The sequence below is a fragment of the Frigoribacterium sp. PvP032 genome (assembly GCF_017833035.1).
Classification (GTDB): Bacteria; Actinomycetota; Actinomycetes; order Actinomycetales; family Microbacteriaceae; genus Frigoribacterium.
In genome coordinates, this window is the sequence record NZ_JAFIBM010000001.1 from 859,978 (window position 1) to 878,616 (window position 18,639).

Annotated in this window: 13 protein-coding genes; 10 read left to right on the forward strand and 3 right to left on the reverse strand. The window is 73.9% G+C overall.

Annotated elements, in window-relative coordinates:
* Positions 1-104: 104 nt before the first annotated feature.
* From JOE35_RS03900 to deoC, 6 genes are all read left to right on the forward strand, one after another.
* Positions 105-2,720, forward strand: a complete 2,616-nt coding sequence (locus JOE35_RS03900; protein ID WP_209559948.1) for an excinuclease ABC subunit UvrA — start codon at positions 105-107, stop codon at positions 2,718-2,720.
* A gap of 78 nt (positions 2,721-2,798) precedes the next feature.
* A complete protein-coding gene (locus tag JOE35_RS03905) occupies positions 2,799-3,449 on the forward strand; it encodes a TetR/AcrR family transcriptional regulator (RefSeq protein WP_209559949.1) in 651 nt (216 codons plus the stop codon).
* A gap of 123 nt (positions 3,450-3,572) precedes the next feature.
* The gene (locus JOE35_RS03910; protein WP_209559950.1) at positions 3,573-6,203 is read left to right on the forward strand and encodes an MMPL family transporter; all 2,631 of its coding nucleotides are present in this window, start codon (positions 3,573-3,575) and stop codon (positions 6,201-6,203) included.
* A gap of 556 nt (positions 6,204-6,759) precedes the next feature.
* Positions 6,760-8,202 (forward strand): alpha/beta hydrolase, encoded by a 1,443-nt coding sequence (locus JOE35_RS03915; protein WP_209559951.1) that lies wholly within the window; start codon positions 6,760-6,762, stop codon positions 8,200-8,202.
* On the forward strand, positions 8,199-9,848 hold the full coding sequence (locus tag JOE35_RS03920) for a GMC family oxidoreductase (protein ID WP_209559952.1): 1,650 nt from the start codon (positions 8,199-8,201) through the stop codon (positions 9,846-9,848). The genes JOE35_RS03915 and JOE35_RS03920 overlap by 4 nt, the downstream gene beginning before the upstream one ends.
* Entirely contained in the window at positions 9,845-10,543 is a 699-nt protein-coding gene (gene deoC, locus JOE35_RS03925) for a deoxyribose-phosphate aldolase (RefSeq protein WP_209559953.1), read from the forward strand. Before JOE35_RS03920 ends, deoC begins: the two co-directional genes overlap by 4 nt.
* A 250-nt stretch (positions 10,544-10,793) precedes the next feature.
* Here deoC and JOE35_RS03930 read toward each other — a convergent pair whose 3' ends face one another.
* Both JOE35_RS03930 and aztA read right to left on the reverse strand, forming a co-directional pair.
* Complete coding sequence (locus tag JOE35_RS03930; RefSeq protein WP_307802927.1) at positions 10,794-11,582, reverse strand: class I SAM-dependent methyltransferase; 789 nt, start codon at positions 11,580-11,582, stop codon at positions 10,794-10,796.
* Positions 11,583-11,737: 155 nt separating this feature from the next.
* Positions 11,738-12,448 (reverse strand): zinc ABC transporter ATP-binding protein AztA, encoded by a 711-nt coding sequence (aztA, locus tag JOE35_RS03935; protein WP_209559954.1) that lies wholly within the window; start codon positions 12,446-12,448, stop codon positions 11,738-11,740.
* 44 nt (positions 12,449-12,492) lie between these two features.
* Between aztA and aztB the strand changes: the two genes are divergently transcribed.
* From aztB to aztD, 4 genes are read left to right on the forward strand one after another with little or no spacing between them, the layout of a single operon-like run.
* A complete protein-coding gene (aztB, locus tag JOE35_RS03940; protein WP_209559955.1) occupies positions 12,493-13,431 on the forward strand; it encodes a zinc ABC transporter permease AztB in 939 nt (312 codons plus the stop codon).
* Positions 13,428-14,891, forward strand: coding sequence for an ABC transporter (locus JOE35_RS03945; protein ID WP_209559956.1), 1,464 nt, complete (start codon positions 13,428-13,430; stop codon positions 14,889-14,891). The genes aztB and JOE35_RS03945 overlap by 4 nt, the downstream gene beginning before the upstream one ends.
* The gene (aztC, locus tag JOE35_RS03950; protein ID WP_209559957.1) at positions 14,888-15,985 is read left to right on the forward strand and encodes a zinc ABC transporter substrate-binding protein AztC; all 1,098 of its coding nucleotides are present in this window, start codon (positions 14,888-14,890) and stop codon (positions 15,983-15,985) included. The genes JOE35_RS03945 and aztC overlap by 4 nt, the downstream gene beginning before the upstream one ends.
* A 44-nt stretch (positions 15,986-16,029) precedes the next feature.
* Entirely contained in the window at positions 16,030-17,316 is a 1,287-nt protein-coding gene (gene aztD / locus JOE35_RS03955; RefSeq protein WP_209559958.1) for a zinc metallochaperone AztD, read from the forward strand.
* A gap of 346 nt (positions 17,317-17,662) precedes the next feature.
* Here aztD and JOE35_RS03960 read toward each other — a convergent pair whose 3' ends face one another.
* A complete protein-coding gene (locus tag JOE35_RS03960) occupies positions 17,663-18,364 on the reverse strand; it encodes a hypothetical protein (RefSeq protein ID WP_245186035.1) in 702 nt (233 codons plus the stop codon).
* Between the last annotated feature and the right edge of the window lie 275 nt (positions 18,365-18,639).

Genomic DNA, 18,639 nt, shown 5'->3' on the forward strand with positions numbered 1-18,639 from the left:
CGAGGGCGGGTCGCTTGCGTCGAGGGCGGGTGCGCAGCGACCCGCCCTCGACGCAGTCGACCCGCCCTCGGCATCGCGCGGCCGCACCGCCTACGATCGCCCGGATGCCCTCCTCACGCTCGCGCGCCTCCTCGACACCTGCCGACGCACCTGCTGACGCACCCGCCGACGCACCTGCCGACGCGTCCGCGAACGCCCCCGCCCCCGTACCGGCCGACGCACCCGGCGCGCCCGTGCCCGCCGGCGCGCCCGCGCCCGGGACCGGCGCGCTCGCCGACGGCTTCGTCCGCGTCCGCGGCGCCCGCGAGAACAACCTGCGCGACGTCGACGTCGACGTGCCCCGAGACCGCATCGTCGCGTTCACGGGAGTCTCGGGATCGGGCAAGTCGTCGCTCGCGTTCGGCACGATCTTCGCGGAGGCGCAGCGCCGGTTCCTGGAGTCGGTCGCGCCCTACGCCCGTCGCCTCATCGCGCAGGGCAGCACCCCGCACGTCGCGTCGATCACGGGCCTGCCGCCGGCCGTCGCCCTGCAGCAGCGCCGTGGGGCGCCGAGCTCCCGCTCGACCGTCGGCACGCTCACGACCCTCTCGAACTCCACCCGCATGCTCTGGTCGCGGGCAGGCAGCTACCCCGCGGGCGCCGAGCGGCTCGAGTCCGATTCCTTCTCGCCGAACACCGTCGCCGGCGCCTGTCCGCGCTGCCACGGGCTCGGCATCGCGCACGAGGTCACCGAGGCCTCGGCCGTGCACGACGACTCGCTGAGCATCCGCGACGGAGCCATCGCCGCCTGGCCCGGCGCCTGGCAGGGCAAGAACCTCCGCGACGTCACCGCGGTGCTCGGCTACGACATCGACCGGCCGTGGCGCGAGCTGCCGAGGGCCGACCGCGACTGGCTCCTCTTCACCGAGGAGCAGCCCGTCGTCGAGGTGGTGCCCCAGCGCGACCGCGTCGCGAAGCCCTACAAGGGCCGGTTCTGGAGCGCCCGCGCCTTCGTGCTGCACACCCTCGCCGACTCCCAGAGCGAGACGCAGCGCGCCAAGGTGCTCCAGTTCGTCGAGTCGGGCCCGTGCTCGCTCTGCGGCGGCACCGGCCTGACGAGGGCGGCGCTCGCCGTGACCTTCGCCGGCCGCACGATCGCCGAGCTGAACGGGCTGCCCCTGTCCGAGGTCGCCGAGGTGCTGCGGCCGACCGCCTCGTTGGCGCACGCGACCGCGGCGACCTCGCGCGCCTCCTCGGGCGAGGGCACCGAGGTCGCCGTGACCATCGCTCGGGACCTGCTGTCGAGGGTCGAGGTGCTCACGGGGCTCGGGCTCGGCTACCTCAGCCTCGACCGCGCGACGCCGACGCTGTCGCCGGGCGAGATGCAGCGGCTGCGCATCGCGACGCAGCTGCGCTCCGGCCTGTTCGGCGTGGTCTACGTGCTCGACGAGCCGAGCGCCGGCCTGCACCCGGCCGACGCGGAGTCGCTGGTCGAGGTGCTCGAGGCCCTCCGCGCCGGGGGCAACAGCGTGTTCGTCGTCGAGCACGACATGGAGATCGTCCGTCGCGCCGACTGGGTCGTCGACGTCGGGCCCGGCGCCGGCACCGGGGGAGGAGAGGTGCTCTACAGCGGCCCCGTCGACGGCCTCGCCGACGTCGAGGCGTCGGTCACGCGACGGTTCCTCGCACCGCGCCGTGACGCAGGTGTCGTGCGTCAGGGCCGGGGCGACGCAGCCGAGGAGGCGCGCGGCACCCCCGAGGACGCACCGACCGAGCGTGCCCCCCGCGTCCCGACCGCGTGGCTCGAGCTGCGCGACGTCGCCCGGCACAACCTCCGCGCCCTCGACGTCGACGTGCCGCTCGGGGTGCTCACCGCCGTCACGGGCGTGTCCGGCTCGGGCAAGTCGAGCCTCGTCGGCGGCGTCCTCGCCGAGCGCGCGACCGACCACCCGCTGGTCGACCGCGTGGTGCAGGTCGACCAGGCGCCGATCGGGCGCACCCCGCGGTCGAACCTCGCGACCTACACCGGCCTGTTCGACGCGGTGCGCGCCTCCTTCGCGGCCACCGACGAGGCGAGGGCCAGGGGCTGGGGCGCCGGGCGGTTCTCGTTCAACGTGGTCGGCGGCCGCTGTGAGGTCTGCCAGGGCGAGGGCTCGGTCACGGTCGAGCTGTTGTTCCTGCCGGGCAGCTGGGCGCCGTGCCCGGAGTGCCACGGTGCGCGCTACACCGCCGAGACCCTCGAGGTGACCTGGCACGGAGCGACGATCGCGGACGTGCTCGGGATGACCGTCGACGAGGCCGAGGGGTTCCTCGGCGACGTGCCGGCCGCCTCCCGCGCGCTCTCGACCCTGCGGCAGGTGGGCCTCGGCTACCTGCGGCTGGGGCAGCCGGCGCCGGAGCTGTCGGGCGGCGAGGCGCAGCGGATCAAGCTCGCGACCGAGCTGCAGCGGATGCGAGGCGGCAACACCCTGTACCTGCTCGACGAGCCGACCACCGGCCTGCACCCGGCCGACGTGGAGCTGCTCGTCGCGCAGCTGCAGCGCCTCGTCGACGCGGGCAGCACGGTCGTCGTTGTCGAGCACGCGATGGACGTCGTCGCGGCCGCCGACCACGTGATCGACCTCGGGCCCGGCGGGGGAGACGCGGGCGGGCAGGTCGTCGCGACGGGCACGCCGCGCGAGGTCGCCGCGTCGCGTGCCAGCCGCACGGCGCCGTACCTGGCGCGAGCCCTCGCCCGCTGAGGAGGCCGGCCGAACTTCCCAGCGATTCCCCACCCTGGCGCCGTGCACCGAGTGCGTCGCTGCACTTAGTGTAGGCAGGTGCCCTCGACCGCCCCCGCCCTCGACCGACGTGCCGCCCTCAAGGCGCGGCACCGTCAGGCGATCCTCGACGCGGCCGACGCCCTGATCGCCGAGCAGGGCGCCCCGCGCTTCAGCGTCGACGAGCTGGCCGACCGGGCCGACGTGTCGCGCCGCACGATCTTCAACCACTTCGCGAGCCTCGACGAGGTCGTGATGACGCTCTGCACGGCGGCGCTGACCGACGCCATCGACGAGTTCCAGACGGCCACGGCGGCCGTGGCGACCTCCGAGGTCGCCGGGACCCGCTCCTCCTTGTTCGACGAGGTGGTGCTCGCCCTGCGCAGCATCGACCTGCCCGCCGTGGTCGCGTACCTCTGGCGCGTGCTCGACGGCGATGCCGAGGCGAACGGGGCGAACAAGGGCGTGCAGGACGTCTTCTCCCGCGCGACCGAGCACCTCGCCGCCGACGCCGCCCGGCGCAGCATCGCGGTCGACCAGCTCGACGTCGAGCTCCTCGTGAGCTCGCTGCTGCACGGCATCGCCGTGATCGCCGAGCACTGGGTGCGCCGTACCGACGGCGCCCTCGACGACGAGGGCCGGGCCGTCTGGGCCGAGCTGCTCGACCGCCTCGTGACCAGCGTGCGCACCGGCTACGCGCCTCCCGACTGACCCGCCCAGCCCGACCCCCACCCCCTGCCCGACCCCCACCTCCTTCCCGACGACGCGACGCGAGGCTCCACCACCCCACGGACCGACCACCGGCCCACCGCACCACCAGGAGGACGACCGCCCATGGCATCCCTGCTCTACCGACTCGGCCGGCTCTCGGCCCGACGCGCCTGGGTGGTGATCGCCGCGTGGATCGTCGTGCTCGGCCTCGCCGGCGGCTCGTTCGCCCTCTTCGGCGGCACCCTCACCACCGCCGTGAGCATCCCCGGGACGAAGACGCAGGAGGTGTCGGACCAGCTGGCGGACGAGTTCCCGCAGGCGAGCGGAGGCACGGGCTCGGTCGTCTTCACGACCAGCGACGACAGCGCCTTCACCGCCGACCAGCAGGCCGACATCGTCTCGCTGCTCGGCAGCATGACCGACCTCGACGACGTCAAGGGCACGGTCGACCCGTTCGCCACGCAGGCGCAGCTCGCCGACTCGCAGTCGCAGATCGACTCCGGTCGTCAGCAGATCGCGGACGGCCGCACCCAGATCGAGTCCGGCCAGGCGCAGATCGACGCCGCGCAGGCGCAGCTGACCGCGGGCCAGCAGCAGCTCGACGCCGCTCGGGCCCAGGCGGAGGCCGCCGGCCAGCTCGACGCCGCGCAGGCGCAGCTCGACGCGCAGCAGGCACAGCTCACGGCTGGTCAGCAGCAGATCGACACGCAGCAGTCCACCCTCGACTCGAGCCTCTCCGAGCTCGAGACGCAGGAGACGACCCTCGAGGACGGCGCCTCGCTGCTCGACCTCTCGTCCGGCATCCGCCAGGTGTCCGAGGACGGCACCACGGCCGTCGCGACCGTCCAGTTCGACAAGGCGCTCAACCTGGTGCCCTCCGAGGCGAAGGAGGCGGTCGTCTCGCACCTGGAGGACGCCGACATCGCCGGCGTCGACGTCGAGGTCTCGAACGACATCGCCGCCACGATCCCCGAGATCCTCGGCCCTGGCGAGGTGGGCGGCGTGATCATCGCCGCGATCGTCCTGTTCGTCATGCTCGGCACCCTGATCGGCGCAGGCCTGCCCCTGCTCAACGCCCTGATCGGCGTCGGCGTCGGCGTGCTCGCGTCGCTGTCGCTGTCGGGCGCCGTCGAGATGCTGTCGGTCACGCCCGTGCTGGGCGTGATGCTGGGCCTCGCGGTCGGCATCGACTACTCGCTCTTCATCCTCAACAGGCACCGGACGCAGCTCAAGGCCGGCGTGCCGCTCGACGAGTCGATCGGGCTCGCCAACGGCACCTCGGGCAACGCCGTCGTGTTCGCCGGCTCGACCGTGCTCATCGCCCTGCTCGCCCTCAACCTGACGGGGATCCCCTTCCTCGGCCTGATGGGCACCGTCGGCGCGGTCTGCGTGTTCGTCGCCATCCTCATCGCGATCACGCTGACCCCGGCGCTGCTGCGCCTCGTCGGCCCGCGCATCCTCACCAAGAAGGCGCGTGCCGCGGTCGGCCGCACCGGTGCCGTGAAGGTGCCGTCGAAGCCCATGGGCACCGGTCGTGCCGTGCTGACGCTGGTCGCCGGCGTCGCCGTGCTGCTGATCATCGCGATCCCGGCGCTCTCGATGCGCCTCGGGCTGCCCGCCGGCTCGTCCGAGCCCGTCGACTCGAGCGCCTACAAGGCGTACAAGATCGTCGAGGACAAGTTCGGGGCCGGCGTCAACGGGCCCCTGCTCGTCGTCGCCGACCTCGACGAGGCAGTCTCGGAGGACGACCTCGTCGCCGAGCAGGTGCGCGTCGGCACCGAGCTGGCCGCCCAGGACGACGTCGCCGCGATCGCCCCCATCGGCGCCTCGGACGACGACACCCTGCTCGCGTTCCAGGTCGTGCCGGAGGGCGGGCCGACGGCCGAGTCGACCGAGCAGCTCGTCCGCGACCTGCGCGCGCTCGACGTCGAGGGCGTCTCGTCGCTCGGCGTCGCCGGGAACGCCTCAGGCAACATCGACGTCAGCGAGAAGCTCGCCGCGGCCCTGCCGCTGTACCTGCTCGTCGTCGTCGGGCTGTCGCTGATCATCCTGATCTTCGTGTTCCGGTCGATCCTCGTGCCGGTGACGGCGACGCTCGGGTTCGTGCTCTCGCTGTTCGCCGCGTTCGGCGGCGTGACCGCGGTGTTCCAGTGGGGCTGGCTGGGGCCGGTGTTCGGGGTGCACGACCCCGGGCCGATCCTGAGCTTCCTGCCGATCCTGATGGTCGGCGTGCTGTTCGGGCTCGCGATGGACTACCAGCTGTTCCTGGTGAGCGGCATGCGGGAGTCGTACGCCCACGGGTCGCCGGCACGGCTCGCCGTCCAGCGCGGCGTGCACGCGGGACGCACCGTGGTCGTCGCCGCGGCGCTGATCATGGCGGCGGTCTTCTCGGGCTTCGTGTTCTCGAACTCCGTGATGATCCAGTCCATCGGGCTGGGGCTCGCCCTCGGCGTGCTCGTCGACGCGTTCGTCGTCCGCCTGCTGCTCATCCCCGCGGTGATGCACCTGCTCGGCGACGCCGCCTGGTGGATCCCGAAGTGGCTCGACCGCATCCTGCCCGACGTCGACGTGGAGGGCGCGTCGCTCGAGCGCTCGCACCCGGGCGCCGGTGCTGATGGCTCGGGTCAGGGCGCGGGTTCGGGCTCCGGCTCGAGCTCCGGCTCGGCGGACGCCGTGTCGCACGTCGCGGCCGAGGCTCCCCTCGACGCCGAGACGTCGACCCGGCACCACGGGGACGGCGCCCACCGGGCCTGACCCCACCCCGGGCTCCGGCCCGACCAGCGTCGAGGAGGCGCGGTGCGGCACCCAGCCGCGCCGCGCCTCCTCGTCTGCGTGCGTCGTGCCGTGCCGGGCCGGGCCGTCGGGGGCGCGACCGGGCACAGTGTGGGGCATGTCCTCCCGTCGCTCCCGCGCCTCCTCTGCCCTCGTGACCCGAGGGTCGAGGGCGGGTCACCGCGGACCCGCCCTCGACCCCGATGACCCGCCCTCGACATCTCGGCGGGTCCCCGTCGTGCTCGGCGGGTCAGAGCAGGTGTCGGCGGGTCGCTGTCGTGCTCGGCGGGTTGCTGGCGTGCCCGGCGGGTCACAGCGGGTGTCGGCGGGTTCCCGGCGCTCGCGGCGGGTCCGCGCTGACCCGCCGCGGGGCACGGGAACCCGCCGACATCCAGTTCGGGCAGGCGGGCGTACCCCGGCAGGAGGCGGCTGGCTGGGAGGCCGGTCAGCCGCTCGTTCGTAATGTCGGCGGTGCCTCGTAGTGTCCGTCGTGGCCCCGCTGTCCGGGGGCACCGCGCCGAGGCCCCGAGGAGCAACCGTGAACACACCCGTCGACGCGTCCCGTCCGACCATCTTCTTCCTGCACGCGCTCGGCATGAGCGCGCGCGAGTTCGACGGCGTCGCCGCCCGGCTCGCCGACACGGCCGACGTGGTCGCGCTCGACCTGCCCGGCTTCGGCGACGCGAGCGCCGCCTCCGGCGTCACGGTCGACGACATGGTCGCGCTCGTCGTCCGCAAGGTGCGGCGTCACGCGCCCGGCCGGTGGGTGCTGGTCGGCCACAGCATGGGCGGCAAGATCGCGTCGGTGGTGGCCTCGCGTGCCCTCGCCGGCGAACACGGGCTCTTCGGCCTGAGCGGCGTCGTGCTGCTCGCGGCCTCGCCGCCGACCCCCGAGCCGATGAGCGACGCCGACCGTGCCGAGAAGCGGGCGATGGCCGACGGAGGCGCGCTCGACGCCGCGTCGGCGCGTGCGTTCGTCGACGCGAACGTGGGCGCGCCGCTCGACCCGACGTCCGACGCGACGGCGGTCGGCGACGTGCAGCGCGCCTCCGCCGAGGCCTGGACGGCCTGGTTCGACCGCGGCAGCCGAGAAGACTGGTCAGAGGCGGTCGGCGTGCTCGACGTGCCCGCCGTCATCCTCGCGGGCGGCAGCGACGGCGACCTCGGCGAGGCGGCACAGCGAGAGCTCAACAGCCGGGTCTACCCGCGGGCCCAGGTGCACGTGCTCGAGGGCGCCGGGCACCTGCTGCCCCTCGAGCGTCCCGAGGAGGTCGCAGCCGCGATCCTCGACTTCTGGCGCGACGAGGCGGGCACCGGCCCGGTCGTGCCCGTCGACGTGGTCCGCACCCTCGCCTCCTCACGGGTCAGCACGCAGACGCGGGCGCTGCACGCGCGGCGGGTCCTGGCCGACGACCCCCGGTACGCCCCCACCGTGCTCGACGAGGTGCAGCTGCGCACCCTGCGCGAGCTGAGCGACCGCATCGTGCCGCAGCGGGCTCCCGAGCCGCACCAGGCGATCGACCTGGCCGCACGGGTCGACGCGCAGGTCGGCTCCGGCCGCGGCGACGGCTGGCGCAACGCCGCGCTGCCGCCCGACCCTGAGGCCTACCGCCGCGGGCTCGACGAGCTGGCAGGGTTCGGCGACCTGCCGCGGGCCGAGCAGGACGCCCTCGTCACGGCGATCATCGCAGGCGAGCACGAGCCCCGTGCCGACGACTTCACCGCCGAGCAGATGACCCTCTGGTTCGAGGACTGCCGGGTCGACCTCGTCCGCACGTGGCTCTCCCACCCGGCGACGATGTCGCGCATCGGCTACGACGGCTACGCGAACGGTGGCGACGGGCCGCGGTTCCAGGGCTTCCAGCTGCTGGCCGCCGACGCCCGAGAAGCGTGGGAACCGACCATGGGGGCAGCACCCACGCAAGCAGCACCCACGCAGGCAGCATCGACGCAAGCAGCACCGACGGAGGCAGCACGATGAAGCTCGACGACATGACCACCTACGGGCACGACGAGGTCGTCGACGCCGTCGTCGTGGGCACCGGAGCCGGAGGCGCGCCCCTGCTGGCGAAGCTGGCCGCGGCCGGCCTGCGAGTCGTCGCGATCGAGGCAGGGCCGAACTTCGAGCCCGAGCAGTACACGAACGACGAGGACGCGGGCACGGCCATCAACTGGATGGACGAGCGCCTCAGCGACGGTGACGACCCGAACGCGTTCGGCCCGAACAACTCCGGTCGCGGCGTCGGCGGCTCGACCCTGCACTGGGGCGCCTTCGTGCCCCGGCCCGACGAGCGCGACCTGCACCTGAAGTCCGTCACGGGCTCGGGCGTCGACTGGCCCGTCGACTCCGCCGAGGTGACGCGCTACATCGAGCAGGTCGAGGCGTTCGTCGGCGTCTCGGGGCCGAGCGACTACCCGTGGGATCCCTCGCGGCACTATGCGTACCCGCCCGCCGGGCGCAACGCGGCGGCCGACATGATGGTGCGCGGCTGCGACGCCGTCGGCATCCGCACTGCCGACGCCCCCGAGGCGCTCATCACCCACGACCACCACCAGGAGCACGCGGGCCTCCGCCATGCCTGCGTCAGCTGCGGCAGCTGCCACCAGGGCTGCCGCAACGGCGCCAAGGTCAGCATGGACGTCACGTACCTGCCGAGCGCGGTCGCCCACGGCGCCGAGATCCGTCCCGACTCGACGGTGACGGGGATCGAGACCGACGAGCACGGCGAGGTCACGGCCGTCGTCTACGTGCACGACGGCGTCGAGCACCGGCAGCGCACCGCTGCCCTGTTCCTCTGCGCCGGCGGCGTCGAGACCCCACGGCTGTTGCTGCACACGGGGCTCGCGAACAGCAGCGACCAGGTCGGTCGCAACTTCATGTGCCACGGTGCCACCCAGGTCTGGGGCACCTTCGAGGGCGAGATGCGCGGGCACCGCGGCTACCCGTCGTCGATCATCACCGAAGACCTGCGGGCGCCTGCCGACGCCGACTTCGTCGGGGGCTACCTGATCCAGAGCCTCGGCGTCCCGCCGCTCACCCTCGCCACCACGTTGGTGCGCGGCGGCGGGCTCTGGGGCGACGAGCTGGCCGACGTCATCGGCGGCTACCGCCACCTGTCGGGCATCGGCATCAACGCCGAGTGCCTGCCGAGCGACGACAACCGCCTCGTCCTCTCCGACGAGCTCGACGAGGTCGGCGTGCCCAAGGCGCGCATCTCGTTCACGGCGGGCCCGAACGAGCAGGCCATCGACGAGCACGCCATCCGCACGATGACGTCGATCGTCGAGGCCGCGGGCGGCACCGACATCCGGGTCCTGGCGCGCACCGCGCACACCCTCGGCACCTGCCGGATGGGCGACGACGCGGCAGACGCCGTGGTCGACCCCGACGGCCGCAGCTTCGACGTCGCGAACCTGTGGGTCTGCGACAACTCGACGTTCCCCAGCGCCGTCGTCGCGAACCCGGCGCTGTTGCAGATGGCGATGTCGCTCCGCACGGCCGACCGGTTCCTGGCGCAGCACCCGACCGCCTCGATCGTCGAGGTGCGCGACGGCGGGGCCGACAGCGGGGCCGACGGCGACGCGGCGCAGGACGACGCGGCCGACCGCCGTACCCTGGTCTCATGACCGAGAAGACCCTCACCAGCGCCGACGCGGCGCGCCTGATCGACCACACCCTGCTCAAGCCCGAGGCGACACGTGCCGACGTCGACGCACTGATCGCCGAGGCCGTCGAGCTCGGCACGTACTCGGTCTGCGTCTCGCCGTCGATGCTGCCCCTCGTGCTCCCTGAAGGCACCGACCTCAAGGTCGCCGTGGTCGCCGGGTTCCCCAGCGGCAAGCACACCTCCGCCGTCAAGGCGGCCGAGGCCGCCGAGGCCGTGCGTGCCGGGGCTGACGAGGTCGACATGGTCATCGACGTCGGCGCCGCGGTCGCCGGCGACTACGCCTCCCTCGAGGAGGACATCGCCGCCGTGCGCCAGGCCGTGCCGGCCCCGACAGTGCTCAAGGTCATCATCGAGTCGGCGGCGCTGAGCGACGACGCGATCGTCGGCGCGTGCAAGGCCGCCGAGTCTGCCGGTGCCGACTTCGTCAAGACCTCCACCGGCTTCCACCCGGCCGGCGGTGCCTCCGAGCACGCGGTCCGGCTGATGGCCGAGACCGTCGGCGGGCGTCTCGGCGTCAAGGCCTCTGGCGGCGTGCGCACGCTGGCCGACGCGCAGAAGTACGTCGCCGCCGGTGCCACGCGGCTGGGCGTCTCGGGGTCGCGGGCTCTCCTCGCGGACTCGGCTGCCGCCTCCTCGGGGGCCGGTTCGTACTAGGCGCACTGCGTAGCCCGGACGCCCCGCTGCCCACCGGCTGCGGGGCGTCCGTCGTTCCGAGAGCGTTCTTCCGTGCCGCCTAGCGCCTGCCGCCTGCCGCGTGCCGCCTACCGCCTGTGGCGTGCTGCCTGCCGCGTGCCGCCTGCCCCCCTGACGCCGCCGAGTGAACGGAACACCGCGTCATCGGCCGGTGTCGCGTTCACTCGGCGGTGTCCGAGGCCTGGCGATGCTGGCCGCTGGAGCTGCCCGGTCAGCGGGCGACGCGGTGCTCGGCGATCAGCGCCCCGTGCGGGCGTGAGCCGGGGTCGATGCGGGTCGTCGTCTCGAGCACGGTGAGCCCGGCAGCCTCGAGCCGTGCCGCCAGCTCGTCGACCGGCCAGCGCCAGGCCGTCACCACCGCGTGGTCGAACGGCCCGAGCGCCTCAGCCTCGAAGAACCCGACGAGGAGGCGCCCGCCCGGACGCAGGACGCGCGCGACCTCCCGCAGCGGCCCGTCGATCGCGTCCGGAGAGTGGTGGATGAGCGAGTACCACGCGAGCACCCCGCCCAGGCTGGCGTCGTCCGCCCGCAGGTCCTCCGCGGAGCCGGTCTCGTAGCGGACGCCCGGGTTCATGCGGCTTGCGTGCTCCACGAACGCGGGGACCGGGTCGACGCCCGTGACGTCGAGCCTGCCGTGCGCCCCATCGTGCTCGGCGAGCCCGCTGTGCCCGCCGCGCTCGCTGTGGGCGCCGGGCTCGCTGTGTCCATCGCGCCAGCTGTGCTTGGCAAGGAACGCCGTCCAGTGGCCTGGTCCGCAGCCGAGGTCGAGCACCGGTCCGTCGAGCTCGTCAGCCCAGCGAGACACGAGGCCGAGGTCGGCGGGGTGGACCGCGCTCATCGAGCCGAGTGCTGCCGCGTACTCCGTCGCCCGAGACGAGTAGGCCGCGCGGACCGCGACGGCATCCACGCCGGCGCCGGCGCCTGCGTCCGCGCCCGCGCCCGCGCCCGCGTCGACGTCCAGTTCGGCGTCGGATCCGGGTTCGCTCGGGGGTCGCTGCACGCCCACCATCATCGCGCGCTGCCCGGACCCCGCGAACCCGCGCACACCCCTCGGCGCGCGCGAGGGTGCGCGCGGGTTCGTGGGGTCCGGACGCCGCGGCGCGGCGGCACGCGCTGGCTGGCGCCGGCACGGGTCCGCGGCGGCCGCGGTCGCGCTCACGCCACTCGGCGCCCGTCCACGAGGTGCACGACGTCGATGCCCGGCCCGCGCAGGGAGTGGTCGTGCGTCGCCTCGACGACGGTCGCTCCGCGGGCGAGCTCGGCGTCGACGGCCCGGCGGATCAGCGCCGTGGCGGCGGCGTCGACCCCGGCCGTCGGCTCGTCGAGCAGAAGCAGGTCGGCCTGTCGGGCGAGCCCCTGTGCCACGAGCACGCGCTGCCGCTGCCCGCCCGACAGCGCCGCCAGCGGACGCCTTGCCAGGTCGGCGACGTCGAGAGCCTCGAGGGACTCGTCCACGACAGCACGGTCCCGCCGCCCGAGGGGCCGCCACGGCCCGAGCGACGCCCACCGTCCCATCGCGACGGTCTCCCGCACGGTGATCGGGAGCCGGTCGGTGACCGCGCTCCGCTGCACCACGAACGCCGTCGTGCCCGGTGTCGGGAGCTCGACCCGCCCCTCCACGTCTCGGTGCGTCCCGGCGAGCACGCCCAGCAGCGTCGACTTGCCCGAGCCGTTCGGGCCCACGAGCACGGTGAGCCGGCCGCCGAGCACGTCGACGTCGACTCCCTGCAGCGCCGTGCGGCCGTCGTGGTGGGCGCTGACGCCGAGGAGGCGCGCGACCGTCCCCGAGGTCGGCTCCGCGAGGCGGGAGGGAAGGCGCGAGGGAAGGTCGGAGGGCGGCGCGAGGGATCCCGGTGCGATGTCCATGCCTCGATCATACTGATAATCATTTTCATGTAGGGTCGTGCCTCGTGACCTTCCTCCTCGACCCGTTCAGCACGGCGTTCATGCTCAGGGCCCTCGTCGGCGGCGTGCTCGTCGCCGTGCTCTGCGGCGTCGTCGGCACCTGGGTCGTCGTCCGCGGGATGGCCTTCCTCGGCGAGGCGATGGCCCACGGGGTCCTGCCCGGCGTGGCCCTCGCGGCGCTCCTCGGGCTGCCCGTGGTGCTCGGCGCCGCCGTGAGCGCCGCCGTCATGACGGCCGGCGTCGGCCTCGTCACACGCCGCTCGCGGGTCGCGCCCGACACCGCCGTCGGCCTGCTCTACGTCGCGATGCTGAGCGTGGGCGTCGTGGTCGTCTCGCGGTCCCGGTCGTTCGCGACCGACCTCACTGCAGTCCTGTTCGGCGACGTGCTCGCCGTCGACCAGGGCGACCTCGTGTTCATCGCCGTCGCGGTCGTCGTCGGGGTCGTGGTCACGGCCGCGTTCCACCGCCCCTTCGTGGCCCTGGCCTTCGACCCCCGGGTCGCGAGCACGTCCGGCCTCCGCCCGGCGCTCGCCCACGTCGTGCTCGTGGGGCTCGTCACCCTCGTCGTCGTCGCCTCCTACCAGGCGGTCGGCAGCCTCCTCGTCGTCGGCCTCCTGATCGCCCCGGCCGTGGCCGCCGCCCAGTGGACCCGCCGCATCCCGACCACGATGGCTGCCGCCGCACTCGTCGGAGCCCTGGCCGTGCTCGTCGGCCTGCTCGTCTCGTGGCACGCCTCGACTGCGGCAGGCGCGAGCATCGCCGCGTGCGCCGTGGCGCTGGCCGGGCTGTCGGCAGCGACGCGTGCCGTGGTCGGCGACCGCGCCTCCTCGGTCCCGACCTCGAGGGCCACCCCCGCCGCACCCTCCGCCGCCCACCCCGCACCTGACCGCCCGACCCTCGACCTCGCGCTCCCGGCGCGACAGGAAGCGACCCCGCACCCGTGACCAGACGAACCACCGCCCTCCTCCCCGCCGCCCTCGTCGCGCTGCTCGCCCTCTCGGCCTGCAGCCCCGGCTCGGACGCCGCCGACGGCACCGACACGAACGGCTCCGACGCGGCCGGCACCGACGAGACCGCCGTCCCGCACGGCTACGTCGAGGGAGCCCGCGAGCTCCAGGAGCCGCAGCTCCGCCTCGTCGCCCTCGACGGCGACGTGCTGAGCGCCCTCGACCCTGCCTCGGGCGAGATCGTCGAGCTGGCGTCCGGAGGCTCGCTCGGTGACGCCTCCTCGCTCACGACCGACGGCCGCCATCTGTTCGCCGCGACCCCGGACGGGCGGCTCACCGTCGTCGACGGCGGCGCCTGGACGGTGCCCCACGGCGACCACTCGCACTACTACCTGGCCGAGCCGCGGATCGTCGCCGAGCCGGATGACCTGAGCGACCTCGGCGTCGAGACCGGCAGCCACAGCAGCACCGGCATCACCGGCACGCCCGGGTCGTCGTCCGACGACGGCGGTGCGCAGGAGGTGCGGGCCGCCTCCAGCGCGTCCCTCACCACCGCGTTCTGGTCCGCCACCGGCACGGGGCTCGTGCTCGACGGGGACGCGCTGGCCGACGGCGAGCTCGACGAGGTCGGGCGGGTCGAGGGCGTGCCGCACGAAGGCGTGCTCGTGCCGCTCGGCGACAAGGTCGTGGCGAGCGTCGTCAGCGACGCGGTCGGTGCCTCCGGCGCGGGCGGTGCCTCCGGCGCGGCCGACACGGCCGACGCCTCCGACACATCAGGGGCTGCGTCCGGCGACGGAGCCGCGCCGGCCGCGCCAGTGCTCGCCGACACCGTCGTCGTCACGACTGCCGAGGGCGAGCCCGTCGACGGGCTCCAGGAGCCCTGCGTCGACCTTCGCGGCTCGGCCGTCACGCGCGTCGGAGTCGTCGTCGGCTGTGCCGACGGCGCCGTGCTCGCCAGCGCGGACACCGCAGGCGACGTGACGCTCGAGCGCATCCCGTACCCGGCAGGCACGGCCGCTTCGGACGTGGCGACCTCGTTCCAGGCGCGTCCCGGACGGCCGGCCGTCGCCTCCGTCGCCGGCACCCGCGGCGCCTGGCTGCTCGACACGCGCGCCCGCAGCTGGACGCTGATCGAGACCCCCGAGCCCCTGCTGCGAGCGACGGCCGTCGGCGACTCGGACGACACGGTCGTGGCGGTGGGCGCCTCCGGACGCGTGCTGGTCCTCTCGCCCGGGGGCGTCCTCGCGCAGACCGAGCCGCTCGTCGCGGCCGACCTCGTCGCGGGAGCCGACGGCCCCGAGCTGCCCGCCGGAGTCGTGCTCGAGGTCGATGCCTCACGCAGCTACCTCGCCTCGCCGTCGGCCGGAGTCGTCCACGAGATCGACCACGCCGACTCGGCGCGGGTCGCCCGCACATTGTCGCTCCCCGGCCGTCTGTTCGTGGAGACGGGTCGATGAGCCGCACGCGCCTCCTCGCCGGCTCCGCCGCCGCGCCCGCGCCCGCGCCCGACCTCCTCCGGCACCCCGGAGTGGACGGGACACCCCGTCGTTCCGGGGTGCATGGTCCAGTCCGGGGTGTCGGAGCGCGACGACCCGGGCGACCCGCGCGAGCAACATCTGCTGCTGCTGCTGCAGCCGCCCTCGCCGTCCTGCTCGTCACGAGCGGCTGCTCCGCGCTCGCCGACGGTCCCAGCGTCAGCGCAGGAGCAGCCGCCGGCGCCCCGCGCGTCGTCGTCACGACGAACATCCTCGGCGACGTCGTCGGCGAGCTGGTCGGCGACCAGGCCGACGTCGTCACCCTGATGCCCCCGGGAGCCGACCCGCACAGCGTCGAGATCTCCGCCCGCGAGGCCGCCGACCTGCGCGACGCCGACCTGGTCGTCTCGAACGGCCTCGGCCTCGAGGAGGGCCTGCAGCAGCACGTCGACTCAGCCGCCGCCGCGGGCGTGCCCGTCGTCGAGGCCGGCGACCTGATCGAGCCCCTGGCCTACGCCGAGGGCGACGCCGAGGGCGAGCTCGACCCGCACTTCTGGACCGACCCGCAGCGGATGCTCGACGTCGTCGACGGGCTCGAGCGCGAGCTGGCGACGCAGGTCGACGGCCTCGACGCCGATGCGCTCGAGTCGGCGACCGCCTCCTACCGGGACCAGCTCGAGCAGCTGGACGCCGACCTCGAGGCGAGCTTCGGCGCGATCCCGGCCGAGAGGCGCGCTCTCGTCACGAACCACCACGTCTTCGGCTACCTCGCCGAGCGGTACGGGTTCCGCGTCGTCGGGGCGGTGCTGCCGAGCGGGACGACGCTGGCGGCGCCGAGCGCGTCCGACCTCGCGGGGCTGACCGACGCGATCGAGGAGGCGGGGGTCGGCACGATCTTCGCCGACGCCTCCCAGCCGGACCGCCTCGTGCAGGTCCTCGCCGACGAGGCCGACGTCGAGGTCGACGTCGTCGCCCTGCACACCGAGTCGCTCAGCGCCCCCGGCGGGGGAGCCGAGACCTACCTCGAGATGATGCGCTCGAACGAGCAGCTCATCGCGACCGGCCTGTCGCCCTGACCGGCCCGCACCACCCCCCATCCCCGAACACGGAAACGGATCACATGACCCAGCGACACACGACAAGGGCCCTTGCAGGCCTCGCCCTCGCCGCCTCGGCCGCGCTCGCCCTCACGGCGTGCAGCGGAACGGCAGGCTCGAACGCAGCAGGCGCGGGCGGCGACGCTGCGACCGGCGCGGCCTCCGAGGGCGGCGCGACCACCGCCTCCTCGGCGCAGCCCCGCATCGCGGCCACCTACGACGGCGGGGTGCTCGTGCTCGACGCGACCACCCTCGAGACCGTGGCCGACATCGAGCTGGCCGGCTTCACCCGGGTCAACCCCGCCGGCGACGGACGGCACGTGCTGGTCTCGACCGAGGAGGGGTTCCAGGTGCTCGACACCGGCACCTGGACCGAGGGCGGGACGCACCACGTCGCCGAGCCCGAGCTCACGGACCTCGTGTTCGAGGCGCCGACGCCCGGCCACGTCGTGCGCCACGGCGACAAGACCATCCTGTTCTCGGACGGGACCGGCGACACCACCGTCTTCGACACGGCGGACCTGCTCGACGTCTCGTCGACCGGCGAGCTGCCCGCGACCGAGACGATCTCGTCGCCCGAGGCCCACCACGGCGTCTCGATCGAGCTCGAGGACGGCACGCTGCTCACCACGATCGGCGACTCCGAGTCGCGGGTCGGCGTGCGGGCGCTCGACGCCGACGGCGAGGAGACCGCCCGCAGCGAGGACTGCCCCTCCGTGCACGGCGAGGGAACCACGGCCGACGAGGTCGCCGTGTTCGGCTGCAGCGACGGAGTGCTGCTGTACGACGACGGCGCCTTCACGAAGATCGCCGCCGCAGACGACTACGGCCGCACCGGCAACGCCTACGTCACCGACTCGTCGCCCGTCATGCTCGGGGACTACAACAGCGACCCCGACGCCGAGGGCTACGAGCTGACCCAGCTCACCGCGGTCGACACGGCCGCGGCGACCTCGCAGGTGCTCGACCTGCCCGACGGCGTCGCGTACACCTGGAAGGGCGTCGGACGCACCGCCGACGACGACGCGCTCGTGCTCGGCACCGACGGAGCGCTGCACCTGCTCGACGTCGCGACCGGCTCCGGCTCCGGCTCCGGCTCGTTCGTCTCCTCGTACCCCGTGATCGAGGCGTGGGAGGGACCCGCCGAGTGGCAGGACTCGCACCCGAGCCTCTCGGTCGTGGGCGACACCGCGTACGTGACCGACCCGGCGTCGGGCTCGATCCACGCGGTCGACGTCGCCACCGGCGAGGTCACGGCCACGGGCGAGCTCGGCGTCGCGGCGAACGAGATCGCGGTCGTCACCGGCTAGCTCTGTCTCTCCTCATTCAGGAGCTTCAGTCCTGAGTTGCGCAACTCAGGTTCGGATCGTCCTGATTCGTGCACAGTTCAGGAGGCGCCGGCCCGCACCTCCTGAATGCTGCCGACCCGAGGTGGCCGGCCCGTCCCGTCCCCGTCCCGTCCCCGTCCCGTCGCGGGGCGGCGAGACGACAGAAAAGGCCCTTTCCCGAGAGGGGAAGGACCTTTTCTGACGGTTCACGACCGGGTGATGGGAGAACCCCGCCCCGCGCCGAGGCGCGGAGCGGGGCCCCACCGGGAACACCGGCCCACGTGCAGGGTCGGGGCCGGTGTCGTCGTCACTCGGGTGAGGGCGGACCCTACTCGGTGGCGACGGTGATCTTCGCGACGCCGACGAGCATCTCGTCCTGGACGGCGTCGGTGTTGAAGGTCTGGTTCAGCAGGGCTGCGGCGTCGGGGCTGATGTGGACGGTGGTGCCCTCGAGGACGGCGTTGGTGCCTTCCATCTGGAGGGGCTTCAGGGTGCCGCCGTAGAGGTTGAAGAGGTAGGCGTCTTCTGCTGCGACGGTGCCGTTGGCGGTGACGGTGCCGTAGAGCTTGCTCTCGCCCGGGTCGATGCGGAAGTCGGTGAGCTCGACGACGGTGCCGTCGGCAGCGGTCAGCGACAGGCCGGAGCCGTCGTGGTCGATCTCGCCCTGGACGTAGGGGCGGACGTCGCTGGCGGGGTCGTAGTAGTCGACGTTGCCGCCGGTGATGGGGAAGGAGAAGGTGCCGTCGGTGAAGCCGGCGGTGCCGACGACTCCGGGGGTGAGGCCGAGGGTGCCTAGGGCGTCGACGAAGGACGCGTCGACGGCGACCTGGGTGTCGACTCCCTTGCTGAGGTCGGGGAGCGAGGCCAGGGGCTCGGTGGACGCGGCCGACGAGGAGGACGACGGGGCGGCGGACGACGACGAGGTCGAGCCGGCGTCGCTGGAGGAGCACGCGGCGAGGCTGAAGATGAGGGCGCCGGAGGCGACGATGCCGAAGGCGGACTTGGTGATGGTCTTGCGTGAGATGTTCACGATGGTTCTCCTTGTCTGTGGTTCCCGGTGGGGAGTTGACAGGGGTTCGCCACGGTCGCTGGATGGGTTTGGTGCGTTACCTGACTGTTACCTCGAGCTGACCAGCCAGTGCCGAGGAGGCGGTGGGCAGGTCCCGGGGACCGGGCCACCGCCTCCTCGGCTCGCGGGGGTCGGGGTTCACGACCTCGGGGTTCAGGAACCGGGCGTGCGCGAGTCCTGAGTCGTGCACAGATCAGGACAGATGGGTCCTGAGTTGCGCGACTCAGGACCCATGT

What these genes read in the sequence shown, in the direction of transcription:
- JOE35_RS03920 (WP_209559952.1), top strand. Translation starts at nt 8,199, where the DNA reads ATGAAGCTCGACGACATGACCACCTACGGGCACGACGAGGTCGTCGAC.
- aztA (WP_209559954.1), bottom strand. Translation starts at nt 12,448, where the DNA reads ATGGACATCGCACCGGGATCCCTCGCGCCGCCCTCCGACCTTCCCTCG.
- deoC (WP_209559953.1), top strand. Translation starts at nt 9,845, where the DNA reads ATGACCGAGAAGACCCTCACCAGCGCCGACGCGGCGCGCCTGATCGAC.
- aztC (WP_209559957.1), top strand. Translation starts at nt 14,888, where the DNA reads ATGAGCCGCACGCGCCTCCTCGCCGGCTCCGCCGCCGCGCCCGCGCCC.
- JOE35_RS03900 (WP_209559948.1), top strand. Translation starts at nt 105, where the DNA reads ATGCCCTCCTCACGCTCGCGCGCCTCCTCGACACCTGCCGACGCACCT.
- JOE35_RS03910 (WP_209559950.1), top strand. Translation starts at nt 3,573, where the DNA reads ATGGCATCCCTGCTCTACCGACTCGGCCGGCTCTCGGCCCGACGCGCC.
- aztD (WP_209559958.1), top strand. Translation starts at nt 16,030, where the DNA reads ATGACCCAGCGACACACGACAAGGGCCCTTGCAGGCCTCGCCCTCGCC.